The sequence below is a fragment of the Deinococcus pimensis DSM 21231 genome (genome assembly GCF_000519345.1).
Taxonomy (GTDB): Bacteria; Deinococcota; Deinococci; order Deinococcales; family Deinococcaceae; genus Deinococcus_A; species Deinococcus_A pimensis.
In genome coordinates this window covers 77,037-92,152 of the sequence record NZ_KI912675.1, presented here as the reverse complement: position 1 = coordinate 92,152, position 15,116 = coordinate 77,037, and the positions used below count along the sequence as shown (strand labels likewise).

The window sequence follows — 15,116 nt, the reverse complement described above, 5'->3', positions numbered from 1 at the left end:
GACGGCACCCCTGGCGATCGCCAGGGGTGCCGTCTGTCCTTTGGCCCGGGAGGTCGTGAGGCCCGTTGTGACGCCCACGCGTAGCGCCGCCACCTGTACACCACGCATGACACACGCGGTGTGCGTGAACGCACGCTGAACGTCAGGACTGCTCGCGCTGGAGCCGCTCGATCCTCGGGCGGCGCGTCTCCTCAGGCAGGTCGCCCTCACGCACGGGACCCCAGCGTCCCAGGTCGGGCCCGAGGAGGCGGTAGACGGCGCGGCGCAACTCCCCGGACCCGTGACGAACCTGGCCCCAGATGTTCTCCAGGTCCGCGTCGTCCTGCATCCCTGACGTGCGCGGCTCAGCAGTCATTGTTGGAGGTATTCGGTCGTGTCGAGATTCTCCAGCACCCGCTCCAGCAACGCCCCGATCTCGGTGCGGACGTCGTTGGCCTTCTCAGGCCACGGGCCGCTCACGCGGATCTCGTTCACACCGGCCAGGGTGACACTGACGTCAACGTCGCCGTAGCGTCCCTGGACGGCATCGGTGAGTTGCTCCTTGATGGCGGCGAGCATGCGGTCGGCGTCCAGTTGAGGTGGAGCGGTTTTGCTGCCCGCCTGGGCACGGGGTTGTTCGAGTTTGAATCGGACGAGAATGGTTCTGCTCATACCTCAACTTGTACGGGGAACGTACCTTTGTGTCAACTGACATGAAGGAAGGCCGGGTGCACTCGCGTCCAGCCTGAGACGTGCCGCTATCAGGCGCGGGACTTCTCGCTGTCAGGCGGAAAAGGCAGCCAGAAGAAAGCCCCACGGGCTCGAAGGACCGTGGGGCGCAACGGCTGAGCGGGGCGCGGCGTCCGGACCTACGCGCTAGGGCTCGCGTCGCTGGCCCCGCCGGCGAAGTCCGGATACGGAGGCGCAGAAGTGCGCTGCGGGTCGAACGGCGCGCGACTGCTCAGCAGGTCACGCGGGGTATGCCTGCTTCTTCGGATGGAAAGGTCAATGAGTGCTGCCGCGCTGAACATCGCTGCGAGCAGTCAGAGGAAAAGTGCCATGAGCATCGTGGCCTCCCAGCAGAGGGTCATGCGTTGGTCGTGATGCCCCCTGTGCTCTTCGTTGTACCGTCTCTGCTTGCCCCACGGACGACGAGATGCGGCACGTGAAGGAATGACAGGGAGTGGAGGTCTTCCTCTGAGTCCTCAAGTATGCGGGCCTCTTGAGGAAACACAGGCGCGCATGGAACATGTCCTATGCGCGCCTGTATTTCGGTCTTATCGGGCTGGTCAGAACAGGGCCCGAAAGAAGGCAACCCATGCCATCAGAGCGCCGGCCCCGATCGACAGGCCAATCCGCACAAACATCCAAATCCACTGCAAATTCGTGTAGCTGTTCATCATTAGGTCGACCGCGTGAGCACCAATGTCCTCCCCGCTCTGGAGTTGCTTCGGGTTGTACCTCACCAGCACCTCGGCACCGGTCGGCAGGGCCGCCTGACCTTCAAGCACTGCCAGAACGCGAAGGCGATTCTCGAATTCCCACTTCGTCATGTTGCTCGGCTGACGCACCTGTACGGACCTCAGCACAGGCGGACTGACGCGTTTGATCGCGTCCCCCTGCGGTGTCGTGAGGTGAACGCGTGCGTAGGCACCCGAAAGTTCGACGTGAGCCACGCCGTCATGGACAGCACTCGCCGCTTCGAAGGACAGCGGACCGACGGCGACGACGCGGGCCTTGGTGGTCGGCCACTCCAAGGGATTGAGTTCAGGCCCTCCATATCGGGTGCAGTACAGCGAATACAAGCCGATGCCGAGTGGAATTGCGGCCAGGACTGTGGCTCCCAGGGCGAGTAGAAGGTAGACCAAGGCGTCCGACGATTGCGGTCCAATCACGGAGACAGAATACGAACCGTGAATCGTGACTGGGCCTTATCTGCCCGGCGTTTACCACAAGCGTCGCCCTGCCTGTGACTGCCTTCTGTCAGCGCTCCTGACACCGAGTGGGGCAGTGAAGCCAAGTAGTCTGAACTGTGCGTCCACGCATTCAGGTCCCCTTCGGGCTGTTCGTTCTTACCCGCGCTGGTCTCGCGATCTCCGCGTCCATCACGCTCACCGTGGCGTATACGTTCTGGGTGGTGCGTACTGTTCCCGCAGAATGGTTTGCTTTCGTCGCTGCGCTCTCGCTGAGCATCAGCATGCCGATCGCTGTGATCGTCGGTCCCCTTGTGTCCTGGACGATGCGGTCCTTCAGCGTGAACATACGGGCCATCACGTACCTGTTGGTCTTCGCGACCATTGCTGCATCGCTTGTCTTGTTCAGACCAAACCAGTGGGGTTTCGACGTAGAGGATGCAGTTCCGTTGTCGATCCTGGGGGGGATCGGTGGACTGTGGTATTTCCTCATTGAATGCATCTACCTCTTGAGTCCCACAAGGCACCAGAAATGACCGGTACCTCCAGCGATCAAGCGTTGAGTTGAGGGTGCGGTCATCGTGCTGGTGATGTGGGGCGCGGTCAGACCTCACTCCTAGAAACGGTTTCAGAAGTCAGGGGCCCACCAAAAGTCAGCAGGACGCTGTACGAGTTCAGCAGCAATGGGGCGCCAAGCTAACGGCGGCCACTCAGCGCCTACCCTCAGCAGTTCATGGAACGCTTCGGCCTCCACCGCTGACGTGCTGTACAACCGCCCCCACCGCGCGGGCACGTCGTCCGAGAACCAGCGCGTCCCGTAGAACGGCTCCAAGAGCAACCGAGTGGACGGGCCGATGAACCACTGCCGCACCGAATCCGACGCTTCCTCCACCCGTCTGAGGCCAAGCGCCTCCACGGCGCCCATGACCGCGTGCCAGTACGTCTCATCGTCGCGTGGCCGAACATCCAACCTCAGGTAGTACGTGGTGTGGGCTGGGCGAATCACCGTGTCCCACTCGAACTGAAGCGCCTGCCCCTCTACCAGGACGGCGGCGCTGCTGGCGTGCAGCTCACGGTTCACCTCGATGCGGCCGTCCTCACGGATCCAGAAGCCAAACGGAATCGCGTCCGTCACGACCACGCACTCGTCCTCGTACGGCTCCCCAGGGGCGTTGTCCGGCTCGCCCGACTGGATGCCCCACAAGTACGGTGTACGGCGCTGCGCGTGGTCCATCGTAGAACACGTGCCCGGCAAGTTCGCGCTGGAAGGCAATCACCGCGTCAGACACCAGGAGTCCCGAGCGTTCGAAGCGTGTCGGCATGTCCTCAGGACGGACGAAGCCATGCCCGTCCCGATCGGTGCGCTGACGAGGAAACGCCTGAAGCAGCCGCGTCGCTCGGCTCGACCATGACCAGGTCATGACGGCGAACCCTCGCTTGACGCGGCGCGGCTGGGTCGAAGGTGCGGCACCCCTTCACTGTAGTCGGCGTCGCAGGACCAGAACGATCAAGGCGAGCGTGAACAGCCCGGTGTACGTGTGGAGGTCACGCTCCCAGCGAACGAGCAGACGGCGGAACGTCTGGGGCCATGCGAAGGTCCGCTCGATCCGCCAGCGCGCCCCGTACAACGGTCGAGCGTAGGTCACTGGGCGCCCGCGCTTGGCTTTCCATGTCTTGGGGCGGCGCTTGACGGGAATGCAGGCCCGGATTCCTCGGCGGTGTAGGTAACGCCTGAACGGGCCGGTGTCGTAGGCGCGATCCGCGACGAGGCATTGGGGTCGGGTACGGCAGCGTCCGCTGGAGTCGGTGACGATGATGCTCTCAAGCGTGACAGGACCCAACGTGGATTCGGCCAGTCCTGCGCTGGCAAGGTGAAAACCAATGGGTGTGCCGTTGGCGTCAGTGACGAGCATCCACTTGGTGCCCTTCCCCTTGCGTGTCAGTCCCACGGCCAGTCCTCCTCGTTTGGCAGGTACGAAGGAGGCGTCGAGCTGCGCATGGCTCCAGTCGAGCTGCCCGGCCGCTTCGAGGAGATTGAGCGCGGTGTGCCAGAGGCGCTTCCAGATGCCCTGAGTCTGCCAGTGTTTCAGCCGTCGCCAGGCCGTGATGGGCGAGCCGAGGTCGCGGGGAAGGTCACGCCAGGCAATGCCAGTGCGCAGAACGTAGAGGATGGCGTCGAGGGTACGACGGTCATCGGCGCGAGGGCGGCCAAGGCGACTGGGTGGGGGAAGCAGTGGACGAATGAAGTGCCACTGAGCGTCGGTGAGGCGGCGAGACACCGCGTCACCCTACTGGACTCCGTTTTGAAACCGCTTGTAGGCTCCACCTGGAAACGACGCGGCGCTTCACGCGCACCTCCCTAACGAAAAAAACGCTCGTACGTGGTGTACCAGCCCCCGGTCGTGAGGACCGCGATCAACAGCAGCTGCCACAGCGTGGCGTCTTCGTTGACGAAGAAGCGGCGGGCTTGCGTCCGCAGCACCAGGAATCGCCACGGCAACACTGATCTCAGGCCGAGGAACACCACGCTGTAGACGGCGAGCGCGATGACTTGCCATCCGGGTTCGCGCTGATACTCGAACGCGGACCAGACGAGCCATCCGATGCAGCCTACGACGTTGAGGAAGTGAAACGTGCGGCCGTACTGGCCGTCCTGCGCGAGGTACTCGTTGAACGTCATCCGACTCGGAGTGTGGCATGCTGTTGGGCCTCGTCACGCCGCACGTTCGTGGCCAAGGGCGCGTAGGGGGCGCCAGGTCGACGTGATGTCCCCATTCGGGTTGTATATGGAGTCCTCTACGGTCTGTGCGGCAATTGCGTCCTTGACCCGATAGGGTGATGGACATGCAGCCCATCACCATCGACGCTCACACGACGGCGTTATGGAAGGTTCTCCAAGACCTCCGCCTGCCCTGGCAATCATCGGTCGCCACCTCAGACGACGACCACGTCCCACTCGGACCACACCACACGCTGACCCTCATCCACGAAGACGACACCCTGCTCGAAGGCTTCCTCGACATCGCCGTCTCTGACTTCTTCTACGACCTGCTCAACGAAAGCGACCACGACGACCCCTACGCCGTCATCGAGCAACAGACGAGGGAGATGGACCAGGTCATGCACCATCTGAGCGACGAAGCCGCCCACGACCTTGGTCAACCTGCCTTCATTCAACGTCTGGGCGACCAAGCAAGCGCAGGCGACGAGGCACCGAGTCTCGTGCGGTGGCATCGTTCCAACGCCACGATCACCCTCAAGGTGGTCCACGATGACAAGGAACTTCCCGTACGGCTCGTCGTGACGGTCTCACCACCGCGTTCGCCCGCAGGGTCATAACCACAACAGCACACAGGCGACCAGCACCACAGCCAGGTAGTGCCGTCCGCGTTTGTCGTAGCGCGTGGCGACCGCCCGAAAGTCTTTGAGGCGGTTGATGCAACGCTCCACCACGTTGCGACCGGCGTATCACTGCCCGTCACAATGTGGAGGGCGCCCGCCGTTCGCGCCCCGCCTCAGGCGGTGCTGCCGGGCGTCTTCGCGCTCAGGGCAGACGCAGCGCGTCCCGCGGCGTCGGAGTTGCTGCCGGTACTTCCGTGCGCCGTACGCACGGTCCACCCGGAGGACCGGGACGTGCTTGCGGGGTCGTCCGACACCAAGCCGAGGAACGCGGATCGCGTCGAGCACGGGCAGAAGGTAGGTACCGTCAGCGCGTTGCCCTTCGCTCAGCACGACCGCGAGTGGCCGGGCGTGACCGTCGGCGCACAGGTGGAGCTTGGTGGTGCGTCCCCCTCGGGTGTGGCCCAGCCATTCCCCGTCCAGCTTGGGACGGGGGTCATTGTTGGCCGCGCGTGTCCTTGCGCCGGTCGCGCCGCGATGGGCACGGATGTGGGTGCTGTCGAGCGCGGCACCGTCCCAGTCGATTCTTCCCTCGTGGTCTGCAAGGGCTTGCAGCGTCTGGAGGAGGCGCAACCACGTGCCGTCGCGTTCCCATCGGGCGAGGCGGTCGTGACAGGTGCGCCACGGACCGTACCGATCAGGGATGTCACGCCAGCGGGCAAGGCCCCAAACCGCTTGGGGGCCAGTCCTGCCCAAGACAGGGCGCCCCGACCTTGATGCGCCAGAGAATGCCACCACGGACGCGTCGATGATCAGCGTAGGGATGGCCGCGCCTGGGGTTGGCGGGCAAGTGTCGCTGGAGGGCGTGCCACTGCTCTTCGGTGAGGTCTGTACGACAGGACAAACCCCTACGCTACCCACTTGTCATGAGTTCAGTTGCATAGACGCTAGTTAAGCTGACGAAGAAACGCTGGGCGTGCGAACTGATGCACCGCGACGCCAAGCAGGAAGCGGGGTTGTCGCAGTTCGAGGGGCGGTCATGGAAAGGGCTGCACCGACATGCGTTGCTTTGCCTCATGGCCTTGATGTTTTTGGAATGGGAACGATGTGTTGTTCACGATTTGAAGAGGCGGGTACCACTACCCATGATGCGTCAGTTGATGTTTCCATCGTGCTACAGGACCGTCTGCCCTTGGTGTCCGATGTGTTCTGTGCAATCTGCGGGGCCGTGAACACTGAATTCAAGGTTGACCGAGCGCGTTGAACGTTGCATCTGCGAGGTCTGAAACTTCCGGATGTGGATTCGCGCGCAGTTGTTTGAGTTTCGCTCCGTATGTGAGCAGTGACTGACGAAGCCGTTGCGCCCAGAGGGGCTGGTCCAACTGGTACGTCCGTGTCGTACATCGAGCGAATCCTAGCAGGATTTCAAGAAGCTCAATTTGGAGGACATGGTCGGGCGCCTGATCAAGGGCATCGAGAAGGAACGGCAGTGCAGGCAACGCTGCATCTGTAATGTAGGTTCGTTGATGGCAGAGGGCGCACCATAACTCATGGGCGGCGTCTAGGCGTGCTTCGCAATCGTTGCTGTAGAGGGCTTGAATTTGAATGGGCACATCGTGCGCAGGACCGTAGGCGGTCCTATACTCTGCCCAGGCAATGTTGTTCAGTTCGTCGGCGAGGCTGCCCATCTTGAGCTCAGCTTATGTGACGCTTGTGGCTCGCTGTGCATACTTCCCGAAGTACTGCTAGAGCTCCGCGGTGACCAAGCTGTCGCCGCGCGCCGCTCACCGCCTGCTCGACCGGACGGCCTCAAGCACCTCCCGGACGGCCGCCACCACCAGATCAGGCTGATCGAACACCACGAAATGCCCGCTCTCGCTGGCCGTGACGAGCCGCCCAACCGAGGACGCCGAGGCGTACTCCGCCGCCATCGTCCACAGGTCACGCCGCCACCGTGCCAGCGTCGCCGGGCCCGCGTTCACGCCGAAGGCGCGCGCGTCCTCCGATTCGAGACCCCGGGTGCGGGTCAGGACCACCAGCGGCAGGTTCCCGAGCGTCCCGGCGGGCACGGCGTTCGCGCCCCGCGTCGTGTCGGCACGCGTGTCGAGATGCTTCGGGTGACGCGCCACCGCCCGCGCGTACTGCTCTGCGGACGGCGTCGGCAGCAGCCACCCGGGACGGTTGCCCGCGTCCGGATGCGTCGCGTCCACCAGCACGAGTCCCGCCACGCGCTCCGGGTGGGCGCGGGCGTGGTCGTACGCGATGAGGCCGCCCAGGGAGTGCCCGACGAGCACCACCCTCGCGTCCGGACTGAGCGTGGCGAGCAACGCGTGCAGGTCCTCCACAGATTCGCGCGGTAGGCGCGGCGACGCGTCAGGCAGGTCGTCGGCCCGGTCGTAGACGCACACCCGCACACCGCGAGCCAGTGCGGGCGCGACGCTCTCCCGCGTTCCGAAGGGTGGACGCAGCATCACCTCGGCCTGAAGTTCCGGCGGGACGGGCTGCACCCACGACACGGCGGGCACGCCCTGACCGCTGACGAGTACCACCGTCGTCGTGCCCGCCCCGAGGCAGCGGTACGCCAGGCCGTGCCCGCGCACGACGACGCGCTCGGCGCCGGGCAGGGGGAGTTTCGAGGGATCGGGGCCGGGCTGGGCGAGGGCGGCGCCCGTGAGGACGAGCGCGGCGAGTGACAGGGCAGCACGGACGTGTCTTGGCATGCCCGCACCTTCCGGGCCGATCCGTGGTAAGAGCGTGGCAGGTGGCGCCCGGAGACCACCTGGGCCCGGCGCCCATGCCTGTTCCCGTCAAGGTACCTCAAGGCAGAGGTGACGACAGGTCAGGGAGCGGTTCCCACGACAAAGGTTCAGCGGACCCCGACGCCCCTCCGCTTGCTCACGTCGAATCCCGCGGACCGGGGATGCGTGGTGGCGGGCATCCCCGGGCGATTCGTCGTCTGGCGGGATGCGTTCGGTGATCACGAGGCGCGGCGTCGGTTCGTGTCGGACGGCTCCGATGCACGCGCCGTGACGCCGCGGTACCAGTATCGAGAACCTCGCGGCTCCTTTCAGGCGTCCCTTCACAAGGCAAGCGCACCCGGTATTGCCGCACCCCGTGACGAGCACAATGAACTCGACCTCAGAACGACGCGCCGTCCCTGACGGCGCCCAGGAGCGGCGGTCTCGACGCCTCCTCGTTCCTGACCGCGCGTCAGACGTGACCTTCGCACCACATCAGGTGCGAAGGTCACGCCTCGGCCCCTCAACGCACCCGCCGCTCCGCGCGTTCACCCGCGCGGTCGAGCATCCGGGCGCCCCGCACTGCCACCCCACGTCCCGCACGGGAGGTTCTCCACTCACCTCCACCCGAAGGGACTATCTCATGAACAGCCTCCGTCGAATACCCACCCCGCTCCCCATGCATTTCACCTGGGCGTCCCGACCACGACTGTACGGCGTGTTCGCATGGCCCGAGCAGATCTCCGTGCTGCGTGAGGCGCTCGGAACGCCCCGCACGAACCTGCACGTGCTGCGTGGCCCCGGCGGCGTCGCACTGCTTGACAGCATAGGCATGCGAGGAGGGCTGCTCGCGCGGCTGCACCGCTTCCTTCAAGGCATGACCGACGAGCGCAGCGAGATCACGCTGTACCGCCAGGCGCTGGAGCAGGGCCTGCTGGTGGTGCTCGTCGACATGCCCAGGGATGACGCGGTCACGAAAGCGCGGCTGCGGTGGGCGTTCCAGCAGGCCGGCGCCAGCAGCGTCCACTACTACGGTCGTTTCGTCAACGAAGCCCTCACGATCTGAGGTGACCGTGCACGCCAGCACCCGCACAGGTATCGCCCTGATCGCCGCGTCCCTCGTGAAGGGCTCCACCTACGAACTGATCAGCGTGGGCGGCCACCGGACGCGTTTCACCGGGCGGATCGGGCCGATCACGAACATCTACGACTACGACCGCAGCACCAACATCATCGGCACCTTCACCGACGGAACATACGTCCTGCACGACTTCGGCGCGACCTCACGCGTCACGCTGCGCGTGCACGGGCAGACGTTCGACGGGCACGACACCCTGTGCGGTCAGGATTTCACCGGGACGGTCCGGCCGCGGCACGTGATCCTGTTCGACGACGAAACGCAAGCATCGTACGAGTTCAGCCTGCCGTAGGCGCTCCCCGGTGACTTCCAACCTGCAAGGACCACCCGCACCCCCAGACCGACGCGCTCTAGGCGCAGAAACGAAAGAGGTCCACATGAGTACCTTCATCCTGAGTGGTTGCTGGACCGGCGAGCCCTTCACGCCGGATCGACTTTTCGAAGGGACCGTCGTACAGCCGGGAGACTCCGGCATGCAGCCGGGTGATCCCGTCACCGTCACGTTCGACGCCGGACGGCACGTTCTGCTCCACGACGCCTCCCAGAGGCACGGTGGCTACCGCTTGGGTGGCATGCCGAGCGAGCGGTTCGTGCTCGTCGGTTTCGTCCGCAAGGACGGCGGCACCAACCATGAAGCGGAAGCGTCGGAGGACGCGCAGCTCTGGGGAGGTGACCTGTTCAGAAGCTGAGGGGCCTGCCGACGGAGCTCCTCCGGCCAGCCCCTTCATCACGCGCAGGACGACGCGTCAAAGGCGCGCTCGGAGCGCAGGTGGCGGTCGCGCCGCGCCCGGACCTGACGGACGATGGAGCGGTCCGAGCGTCCCTACGGTCGTACGGGCGTCGTTCGCGGTGATCCTGCTTCCTGGCTGTCGAGTTCCGGGTACATTGCCCGGACGCGCGCCAGGATTTTCTGCTGCTCCGCGTGACCGACGGCGTCCGTGACGACGGCCTTGAGAACGGTCGTCACACGTTCGGTCGGGCGACCCTGGACGAAGTGACGGATGCGTGTCTCCCGTCCGGCGGTCGTTTCGGCGCGGTATACCTCGAGTTCCACCTGCGTCGTCCTTTCGGCGGTGCGGATGGGGCCTCGGGACACGAGGGGCCGTCTGCCCGCGAGGAACTCGCGTTGTTCGTGCGTGACGACCTCGACGGTGAGGACACCGAGCGAACTGCCCGTGCGTCTCAAGGTTCCCCTCACGGGGTGACCGCCGAGGGTAGCTCTGGAGGCCCTCATGGTCGGTTCGTTCTGGAGGTGCCGCAGGGTGGGGGAGTCATACCTGAGACTGCGCGGCGTCGCGTGGCCGGATTGGTCAGGACGTGCAATCACGGGAACGGGACTTGCGGTGGGCTTGTCTCAGCGGTCGCGGTCCGGTGTCGCGTCCTGTGACTGCACCGGGCGTCGCGCTCGGGCCAGCAGACTCAACGCCAAGCCGAGCAGGATGCCGCTCGCCAGGCTCAGTCCGGTGGTCAGCAAGACCTGTGAGCTCGGGTTGAAGAAGCCCGAGCTGCGGTTGGTGATGGCGACGGCGTGCAGCTGGTTGATGTCGATGACACTCTTCGCGAGGAGCGTGCCGGCGCCGACGAGCAGGATCACACCCAACAGCAGCAGCACCCGCCCAAGGTTCCCCATACGGGCAGCGTACGCTGAAGTGGTCCCGCCGGGCCCCGAGGTCCTGCGGGTGCCGCTACGCCCGCATGCCCGGCTTACGGTACCCCAGCTCGAAGAGCTTGGCGACGAGCGCGTTCCGCACCTCGGCGGGTTCGCCTTCGAAGCACAGGACGGGCTCCTCTGAGGACGGGTGGTCCCACAGCCTGACGCTCGCGACGTCGTCGTCCATCGAGAGCATCACGTCGAGCACCTGGCCGTCGGGAAGCTTGAACTCGGCGCATGTGTCCCAGCAGCGCCGGTCCATCGTCTGCCCTCCTCCCGTCCAGGTGCCGCCCAGTTCGTCGGCGAGGTAAACGGACGCCGTCGTTCGAGTCCAGAGTTCAATCATCGGTTCCCTTTCAGTGGCGGCCATTCAGGCCGTGGTCTTGGGTGTTGCCTGCCGCTGACGTCGTGTTGCTCACTGCGTCGGGCGTCCGGAGACGGGGCAGGCGGGCTTCGGGGTCATGAACGGTCAGCGTCAGGCGGGGGTGCTTGACGTCGTCCTGCTGCTCGGCGGTGAACAGGTACGGCAGCAAGCCCCGCCCGCTTCTGCTCAGCGCGGCGCCGCCCTCCACGCGTGTGCGGCCGTCGGGCGTCAGGCAGGACGAGATGTACCTGGGTGCGGACAGGTCCTGCGCTTCGAAGGCCTGGTCACGCCAGTCCTGCCAGAACACCAGCGACGCCAGCGCGAAGTTCGCGAGGTACGGGGCGAGCGTCGCGTCGGTCAGGTCGGTGACGCGGCCGCGGTTACGGACGATCAGGAGGCGGTCCGTGTTGTAGTGAGGCTCGATGCGGATGACGGTCTCGAAGCCGCCCGTGCCGAGCCGTCCCTGCACGTCGCCGTACGTCTCGTAGTCCGGGAAGTCGTGCAGGACGATGTCCTTCTTGACGCCTCGTCTGCGGAGGATGAGCAGGCCGTGCCCGCCGCCTCGTGAGATGAGTTCGCCGTCGAGGAGGTGGACGGTGTGGTGGCCGCAGCGGAGGCACAGCTGTTCGGTGCGGTCGCGCAGTTCGCGCGTCAGGGTGTGCGCGGGGTCGCAGTGGTGTTCCCACTTGGGGCCTGCGATGGGCCGTCCGAGGGGCGGTGCGTAGGTGCGGCCCTTGCGCCGGAGCTCGCGGGCGATAACGTGGAAGTTGGTGTTGAGGCTGGTCATGGTGTTGGCCCTTCCGGGTTGCTTCCATGTAATCAGGCACGCGGTTGTCTTTTATGAATCTTATTCCGTGAGAGTAATTCGCGTGGTTTCTATTTAAATGGCAGAAGCATTTGTTTTTCTGCGCGGACGTTAGTTTCCGCTCATGTTCGGATGTGCTGGGGTGCCGTTTGACCGAAGTGGCCCGTGCTGGCGCGAGCGGCGGCGGTAGTCCCCTCACTTCCCCGGTTGGTACGTGAAGGTCCGCAGGTCACGCCCCTCCGCGTCCAACTCATCGCGCCCGAAAGGGTTCCCGCAGCTCCGTTCCGTGAGTGAAACGTCGAAGCGGACGGCCCCGGGTGGGGCCGTCCACGCTTTCACCCTCCTGTGATGGTCAGCGTGGTCAGGGCGTCGCTCGCCTGGCCGTCGGAAGTGGGAACTGAGCCGTGAATCCCCGTCTTCGTGCCATGAGTGCCGACGAGCGCCGATGCCTCGTTGAGAAATGAAGGTCAGAGGGTGCTGGTGGGCACGTCCACCCCACTGGGTTCGTTGACCGTGCGCGTAAACCGGGCGCGGTACTGTGACGCGGACACGTTAAAGTGCTGTCTGAACCGCCGGGCGAAATGATCCGGACTGGGCCACCCGACCCGCGCGGCGATGTCCGCGACCGGCAGGTCCGTACGGATCAACAGCTCGGCGGCGCGTTCGGCGCGCAGCCGGGCAAGGTACGCCATCGGCGAGAGCCCGGTCGCAGGTTTGAACACCCGCACGAAGTACGCAGGCGCGAGGTTGAGCCGTTCGGCGAGCTCCGCGAGCGACCAGTCGTACGTGAGGTCCTCCTCGAGCAGGTGCACGGCGCGAGCGATCGCGGCGGACGTGCGCCGCGGCAGCGGAAGCTCCTGGGGTGACGAGGTGGTGATGTGGGCCGCCACCTCCTCCAGGATCAGAAGCAGGTGCAGGACGAGCCGGGAGGGGCGCGCTTCCGAGCGTTCCTTGAGTTGGGCCTCGAGGGTTCGCAGTTGATCGGCGCAGCGGTTCAGCATTTCGAGGGGGATCCGTCCGAGGACGAGCCCATGACGTTCCGCGGACAGTGGGTGCACGCGGAGGAGGTGGTTCATCGCCGGATTCCTGAGGGCAAAGTCAAGCACCTGCTGGAACACGTCGTCCCCGAAGCAGCAGTTCATGATGCTGAGCGCTTGACAGCTCAGGTAGGCGTGCCACGCGCCGGGACGAAGGACCACCACGTCACCCGGGCCGAGGGTCTGGACGCCTTGCGCGGAGTGGTGCTCGGCGCTGCCCTCGAGGACGAGGACGACCTCCATGAAGTCGTGGTCGTGTGCGGGCTCCACGGGGTCGTGCAGGGCGTTCTCGATGAACAGCGAGAGCGGTCGGCCCTCGAACAGGACGCTCCGGTTGTACCGGTTGAAGTGTGGTCCTAGCACAGGCCCAGTGTAGCCAAGCGGGGGAAGGTCAAGAACGGCCGGGTTCCCCTTCGGTGTCTTCCGCGTGATCCACGCGGCAGGCACTCGGCTGGAGTCGCCAGGTTCATCGACCCCGTCCGCTCTGCGTGACGTCGAGGTCGACGAGCGCCGCCTCGTGTGGACCGAGGACCAAGGCGTCAAGGGGAAAGGTTCCACCTTCCCGGCCGCCGTCGCTCGACAGCAGGATCCGTCCGCAGGCGCTGACGTCCGGAAGGCGCACGGGCCGCGTTTCACCCGTGAAGTTCAACAAGACCAGCACGCAGTCGTCGCCGCTCCTGCGGAGGAACGCGAGGACGTCGTCGTGCCCAGCATCGACCACCTCGAGGTCGCCCGCGTGGAGGGAGCGTCGGTCGCGGCGGAGGCGTGTGAGCGAGCGGAAGTAGTTCAGGTCCGATCGTGCGTCGTGCATCTGCGCGGAGACGTGCCGCGCCTTGGAGTCCCCGAGCGGCAGCCAGGGCTCGACCGTGCTGAACCCCGCGAAGGGCGACTCGTCCCACGGCATCGGCGTCCGCGCGGGATCGCGTGACGCGCCGGGCGCGTCCGGCTGCCGCAAGCCCTGCGGGTCGCGCTGTCGTTCGCGGGGCACGTGTACGTCCGCGAGCCCCAGCTCGTCGCCGTAGTACACGGTGGGCGTCCCCCGGAGGGTGAGCAGCAGCGTCTGCGCCACGCGGTACTGCGCGTCGCCCACACGGGTGCGGACGCGGGCGTTGTCGTGGTTGGACAGCACCCACGTCGGCCACCCGTCGTGCGCGCGGCACAAGGCGTCGTAGCGCCGCACCGCCTCACGCACGGCTCGAGCGGTCCACGGCAGGTACAGCAGTTCGAAGTTGAACGGGAGATGCGCCTCGTCTCCGTCGCCGTAGTACGTCACGAGCCGGTCGGGTGGGAGGTTCACCTCGCCGACGAGGACGCGTTCACGTCCCGGAGTGCTGTACTCGTCGAGGACCGCGCGCATCTCCCGGACGTGAGCGTGCACTTCGGGAAGGTCCTGCGTGTAGCAGTGCTCGAGGGTGTAGAACTCGAACTGCTCCGGACGGTACGTCGGGTTGGGCGGTTCGTCCCGGAGCTCGGCGTCTTTCGCCAGCAACCACAGCACGTCCACCCGGAAGCCGTCCACGCCACGGTCGAGCCAGAAGCGCATCACGTCCAGCATCGCGCCGCGCACCTCAGGGTTCGCCCAGTTCAGCTCGGGCTGCTCGGGCAGGAACTGGTGCAGGTAGTACTGGCCGGTCGTCTCGTCGAGGGTCCACGCCCGCCCACCGAAGAAGGACAACCAGTTGTTGGGCGGGCCACCGTCCGGCGACGGGTCACGCCACACGTACCAGTCGCGCTTGGGGCTACCGCGACTCGCGCGAGCCTCGACGAACCAGGCGTGCTGGTCGCTGGTGTGGTTCGGAACGAGGTCCAGCAGGACCCGCAGGTTCCTGGCGTGCGCCTCGCGGATGAGCTCGTCGAGGTCGTCGAGGTCGCCGAAGAGGGGATCGACGTCGCAGTAGTCGCTGACGTCGTACCCGAAGTCCAGCATCGGCGAGGTGAACACCGGGCTGAGCCACACCGCGTCGATCCCGAGGGACGCGAGGTAGTCGAGTCGGGCCGTGACGCCGCGCAAGTCGCCGACGCCGTCGCCGTCACTGTCCTGGAAGCTGCGCGGGTACACCTGGTACACCACGCCCGTCTGCCACCAGGCTTGGGTCGTGGGTAAGGCGTCGGCTGGGGTGGGCGGCACGTGAAGGTGGGTCATGAATCCTTT

The 15,116-nt window shown here is 65.7% G+C and carries 19 protein-coding genes and 1 pseudogene; 5 read left to right on the top strand and 15 right to left on the bottom strand.

Features of this window, described 5'->3' with window-relative positions; translation table 11 throughout:
- Positions 1 to 142: 142 nt before the first annotated feature.
- The 3 genes from DEIPI_RS0124165 to DEIPI_RS0124155 form a co-directional block, all read right to left on the bottom strand.
- Entirely contained in the window at positions 143 to 328 is a 186-nt protein-coding gene (locus tag DEIPI_RS0124165) for a hypothetical protein (RefSeq protein WP_027483475.1), read from the bottom strand.
- Positions 329 to 351: 23 nt separating this feature from the next.
- Positions 352 to 651: a hypothetical protein gene (locus tag DEIPI_RS0124160; protein WP_157463972.1), complete on the bottom strand. Its 300-nt coding sequence runs from the start codon at positions 649 to 651 to the stop codon at positions 352 to 354.
- 617 nt (positions 652 to 1,268) lie between these two features.
- Positions 1,269 to 1,874 (bottom strand): DUF3592 domain-containing protein, encoded by a 606-nt coding sequence (locus DEIPI_RS0124155; RefSeq protein WP_157463970.1) that lies wholly within the window; start codon positions 1,872 to 1,874, stop codon positions 1,269 to 1,271.
- Between the two features lie 137 nt (positions 1,875 to 2,011).
- On the opposite strand from DEIPI_RS0124155, the gene DEIPI_RS0124150 reads away from it, so the two are divergent.
- The gene (locus DEIPI_RS0124150; protein WP_027483472.1) at positions 2,012 to 2,428 is read left to right on the top strand and encodes a hypothetical protein; all 417 of its coding nucleotides are present in this window, start codon (positions 2,012 to 2,014) and stop codon (positions 2,426 to 2,428) included.
- Positions 2,429 to 2,520: 92 nt separating this feature from the next.
- Here the strand turns inward: DEIPI_RS0124150 and DEIPI_RS0124145 are convergent, their stop codons facing one another.
- The 3 genes from DEIPI_RS0124145 to DEIPI_RS0124135 form a co-directional block, all read right to left on the bottom strand.
- On the bottom strand, positions 2,521 to 3,126 hold the full coding sequence (locus tag DEIPI_RS0124145; RefSeq protein ID WP_027483471.1) for a hypothetical protein: 606 nt from the start codon (positions 3,124 to 3,126) through the stop codon (positions 2,521 to 2,523).
- A 241-nt stretch (positions 3,127 to 3,367) separates the two neighbouring features.
- Positions 3,368 to 4,171, bottom strand: a complete 804-nt coding sequence (locus DEIPI_RS37015; RefSeq protein ID WP_084474890.1) for an IS5 family transposase — start codon at positions 4,169 to 4,171, stop codon at positions 3,368 to 3,370.
- Positions 4,172 to 4,251: 80 nt separating this feature from the next.
- Positions 4,252 to 4,572, bottom strand: a complete 321-nt coding sequence (locus DEIPI_RS0124135; RefSeq protein WP_027483470.1) for a hypothetical protein — start codon at positions 4,570 to 4,572, stop codon at positions 4,252 to 4,254.
- A 164-nt stretch (positions 4,573 to 4,736) separates the two neighbouring features.
- Here DEIPI_RS0124135 and DEIPI_RS0124130 point away from each other — a divergent pair, with 164 nt between their 5' ends.
- Positions 4,737 to 5,231 (top strand): hypothetical protein, encoded by a 495-nt coding sequence (locus DEIPI_RS0124130; protein WP_157463966.1) that lies wholly within the window; start codon positions 4,737 to 4,739, stop codon positions 5,229 to 5,231.
- Here DEIPI_RS0124130 and DEIPI_RS37010 read toward each other — a convergent pair.
- From DEIPI_RS37010 to DEIPI_RS0124125, 3 genes and pseudogenes are all read right to left on the bottom strand, one after another.
- Positions 5,226 to 6,135, bottom strand: a pseudogene (locus DEIPI_RS37010) (IS5 family transposase). The gene DEIPI_RS0124130 and the pseudogene DEIPI_RS37010 overlap by 6 nt on opposite strands.
- Before the next feature lie 337 nt (positions 6,136 to 6,472).
- Entirely contained in the window at positions 6,473 to 6,919 is a 447-nt protein-coding gene (locus DEIPI_RS38345) for a hypothetical protein (RefSeq protein WP_157463964.1), read from the bottom strand.
- 96 nt (positions 6,920 to 7,015) lie between these two features.
- Entirely contained in the window at positions 7,016 to 7,951 is a 936-nt protein-coding gene (locus DEIPI_RS0124125) for an alpha/beta fold hydrolase (protein ID WP_027483468.1), read from the bottom strand.
- Between the two features lie 697 nt (positions 7,952 to 8,648).
- On the opposite strand from DEIPI_RS0124125, the gene DEIPI_RS0124120 reads away from it, so the two are divergent.
- From DEIPI_RS0124120 to DEIPI_RS0124110, 3 genes are all read left to right on the top strand, one after another.
- Positions 8,649 to 9,035 carry a hypothetical protein gene (locus tag DEIPI_RS0124120; protein ID WP_027483467.1) on the top strand — a complete coding sequence of 129 codons (387 nt, stop codon included), beginning with the start codon at positions 8,649 to 8,651 and terminating at the stop codon, positions 9,033 to 9,035.
- Positions 9,036 to 9,042: 7 nt separating this feature from the next.
- Positions 9,043 to 9,399, top strand: coding sequence for a hypothetical protein (locus DEIPI_RS0124115; protein WP_027483466.1), 357 nt, complete (start codon positions 9,043 to 9,045; stop codon positions 9,397 to 9,399).
- An 85-nt stretch (positions 9,400 to 9,484) separates the two neighbouring features.
- Positions 9,485 to 9,796 (top strand): hypothetical protein, encoded by a 312-nt coding sequence (locus DEIPI_RS0124110; protein WP_157463962.1) that lies wholly within the window; start codon positions 9,485 to 9,487, stop codon positions 9,794 to 9,796.
- A 134-nt stretch (positions 9,797 to 9,930) separates the two neighbouring features.
- Here DEIPI_RS0124110 and DEIPI_RS0124105 read toward each other — a convergent pair whose 3' ends face one another.
- The 6 genes from DEIPI_RS0124105 to DEIPI_RS34270 all read right to left on the bottom strand — a co-directional run bounded on the left by DEIPI_RS0124105 (position 9,931) and on the right by DEIPI_RS34270 (position 15,107).
- Positions 9,931 to 10,305 carry a hypothetical protein gene (locus DEIPI_RS0124105; protein ID WP_157463960.1) on the bottom strand — a complete coding sequence of 125 codons (375 nt, stop codon included), beginning with the start codon at positions 10,303 to 10,305 and terminating at the stop codon, positions 9,931 to 9,933.
- 156 nt (positions 10,306 to 10,461) lie between these two features.
- The gene (locus tag DEIPI_RS34285; RefSeq protein WP_245588638.1) at positions 10,462 to 10,719 is read right to left on the bottom strand and encodes a hypothetical protein; all 258 of its coding nucleotides are present in this window, start codon (positions 10,717 to 10,719) and stop codon (positions 10,462 to 10,464) included.
- Between the two features lie 73 nt (positions 10,720 to 10,792).
- Positions 10,793 to 11,104: a hypothetical protein gene (locus tag DEIPI_RS34280; protein ID WP_045235098.1), complete on the bottom strand. Its 312-nt coding sequence runs from the start codon at positions 11,102 to 11,104 to the stop codon at positions 10,793 to 10,795.
- A gap of 10 nt (positions 11,105 to 11,114) precedes the next feature.
- Entirely contained in the window at positions 11,115 to 11,909 is a 795-nt protein-coding gene (locus DEIPI_RS0124090; protein WP_027483462.1) for a hypothetical protein, read from the bottom strand.
- Between the two features lie 485 nt (positions 11,910 to 12,394).
- Positions 12,395 to 13,327 carry an AraC family transcriptional regulator gene (locus DEIPI_RS34275; RefSeq protein WP_052351983.1) on the bottom strand — a complete coding sequence of 311 codons (933 nt, stop codon included), beginning with the start codon at positions 13,325 to 13,327 and terminating at the stop codon, positions 12,395 to 12,397.
- Between the two features lie 103 nt (positions 13,328 to 13,430).
- On the bottom strand, positions 13,431 to 15,107 hold the full coding sequence (locus tag DEIPI_RS34270) for an alpha-amylase family glycosyl hydrolase (protein ID WP_045235097.1): 1,677 nt from the start codon (positions 15,105 to 15,107) through the stop codon (positions 13,431 to 13,433).
- Between the last annotated feature and the right edge of the window lie 9 nt (positions 15,108 to 15,116).

Excerpts from the sequence above, each read along its gene's own strand:
- DEIPI_RS0124165 (WP_027483475.1), bottom strand. The coding sequence starts at position 328 with ATGCAGGACGACGCGGACCTGGAGAACATCTGGGGCCAGGTTCGTCAC.
- DEIPI_RS0124160 (WP_157463972.1), bottom strand. The coding sequence starts at position 651 with ATGAGCAGAACCATTCTCGTCCGATTCAAACTCGAACAACCCCGTGCC.
- DEIPI_RS0124145 (WP_027483471.1), bottom strand. The coding sequence starts at position 3,126 with ATGGACCACGCGCAGCGCCGTACACCGTACTTGTGGGGCATCCAGTCG.
- DEIPI_RS0124135 (WP_027483470.1), bottom strand. The coding sequence starts at position 4,572 with ATGACGTTCAACGAGTACCTCGCGCAGGACGGCCAGTACGGCCGCACG.
- DEIPI_RS0124130 (WP_157463966.1), top strand. The coding sequence starts at position 4,737 with ATGCAGCCCATCACCATCGACGCTCACACGACGGCGTTATGGAAGGTT.
- DEIPI_RS38345 (WP_157463964.1), bottom strand. The coding sequence starts at position 6,919 with ATGGGCAGCCTCGCCGACGAACTGAACAACATTGCCTGGGCAGAGTAT.
- DEIPI_RS0124125 (WP_027483468.1), bottom strand. The coding sequence starts at position 7,951 with ATGCCAAGACACGTCCGTGCTGCCCTGTCACTCGCCGCGCTCGTCCTC.
- DEIPI_RS0124120 (WP_027483467.1), top strand. The coding sequence starts at position 8,649 with ATGCATTTCACCTGGGCGTCCCGACCACGACTGTACGGCGTGTTCGCA.
- DEIPI_RS0124110 (WP_157463962.1), top strand. The coding sequence starts at position 9,485 with ATGAGTACCTTCATCCTGAGTGGTTGCTGGACCGGCGAGCCCTTCACG.
- DEIPI_RS34280 (WP_045235098.1), bottom strand. The coding sequence starts at position 11,104 with ATGATTGAACTCTGGACTCGAACGACGGCGTCCGTTTACCTCGCCGAC.
- DEIPI_RS0124090 (WP_027483462.1), bottom strand. The coding sequence starts at position 11,909 with ATGACCAGCCTCAACACCAACTTCCACGTTATCGCCCGCGAGCTCCGG.
- DEIPI_RS34270 (WP_045235097.1), bottom strand. The coding sequence starts at position 15,107 with ATGACCCACCTTCACGTGCCGCCCACCCCAGCCGACGCCTTACCCACG.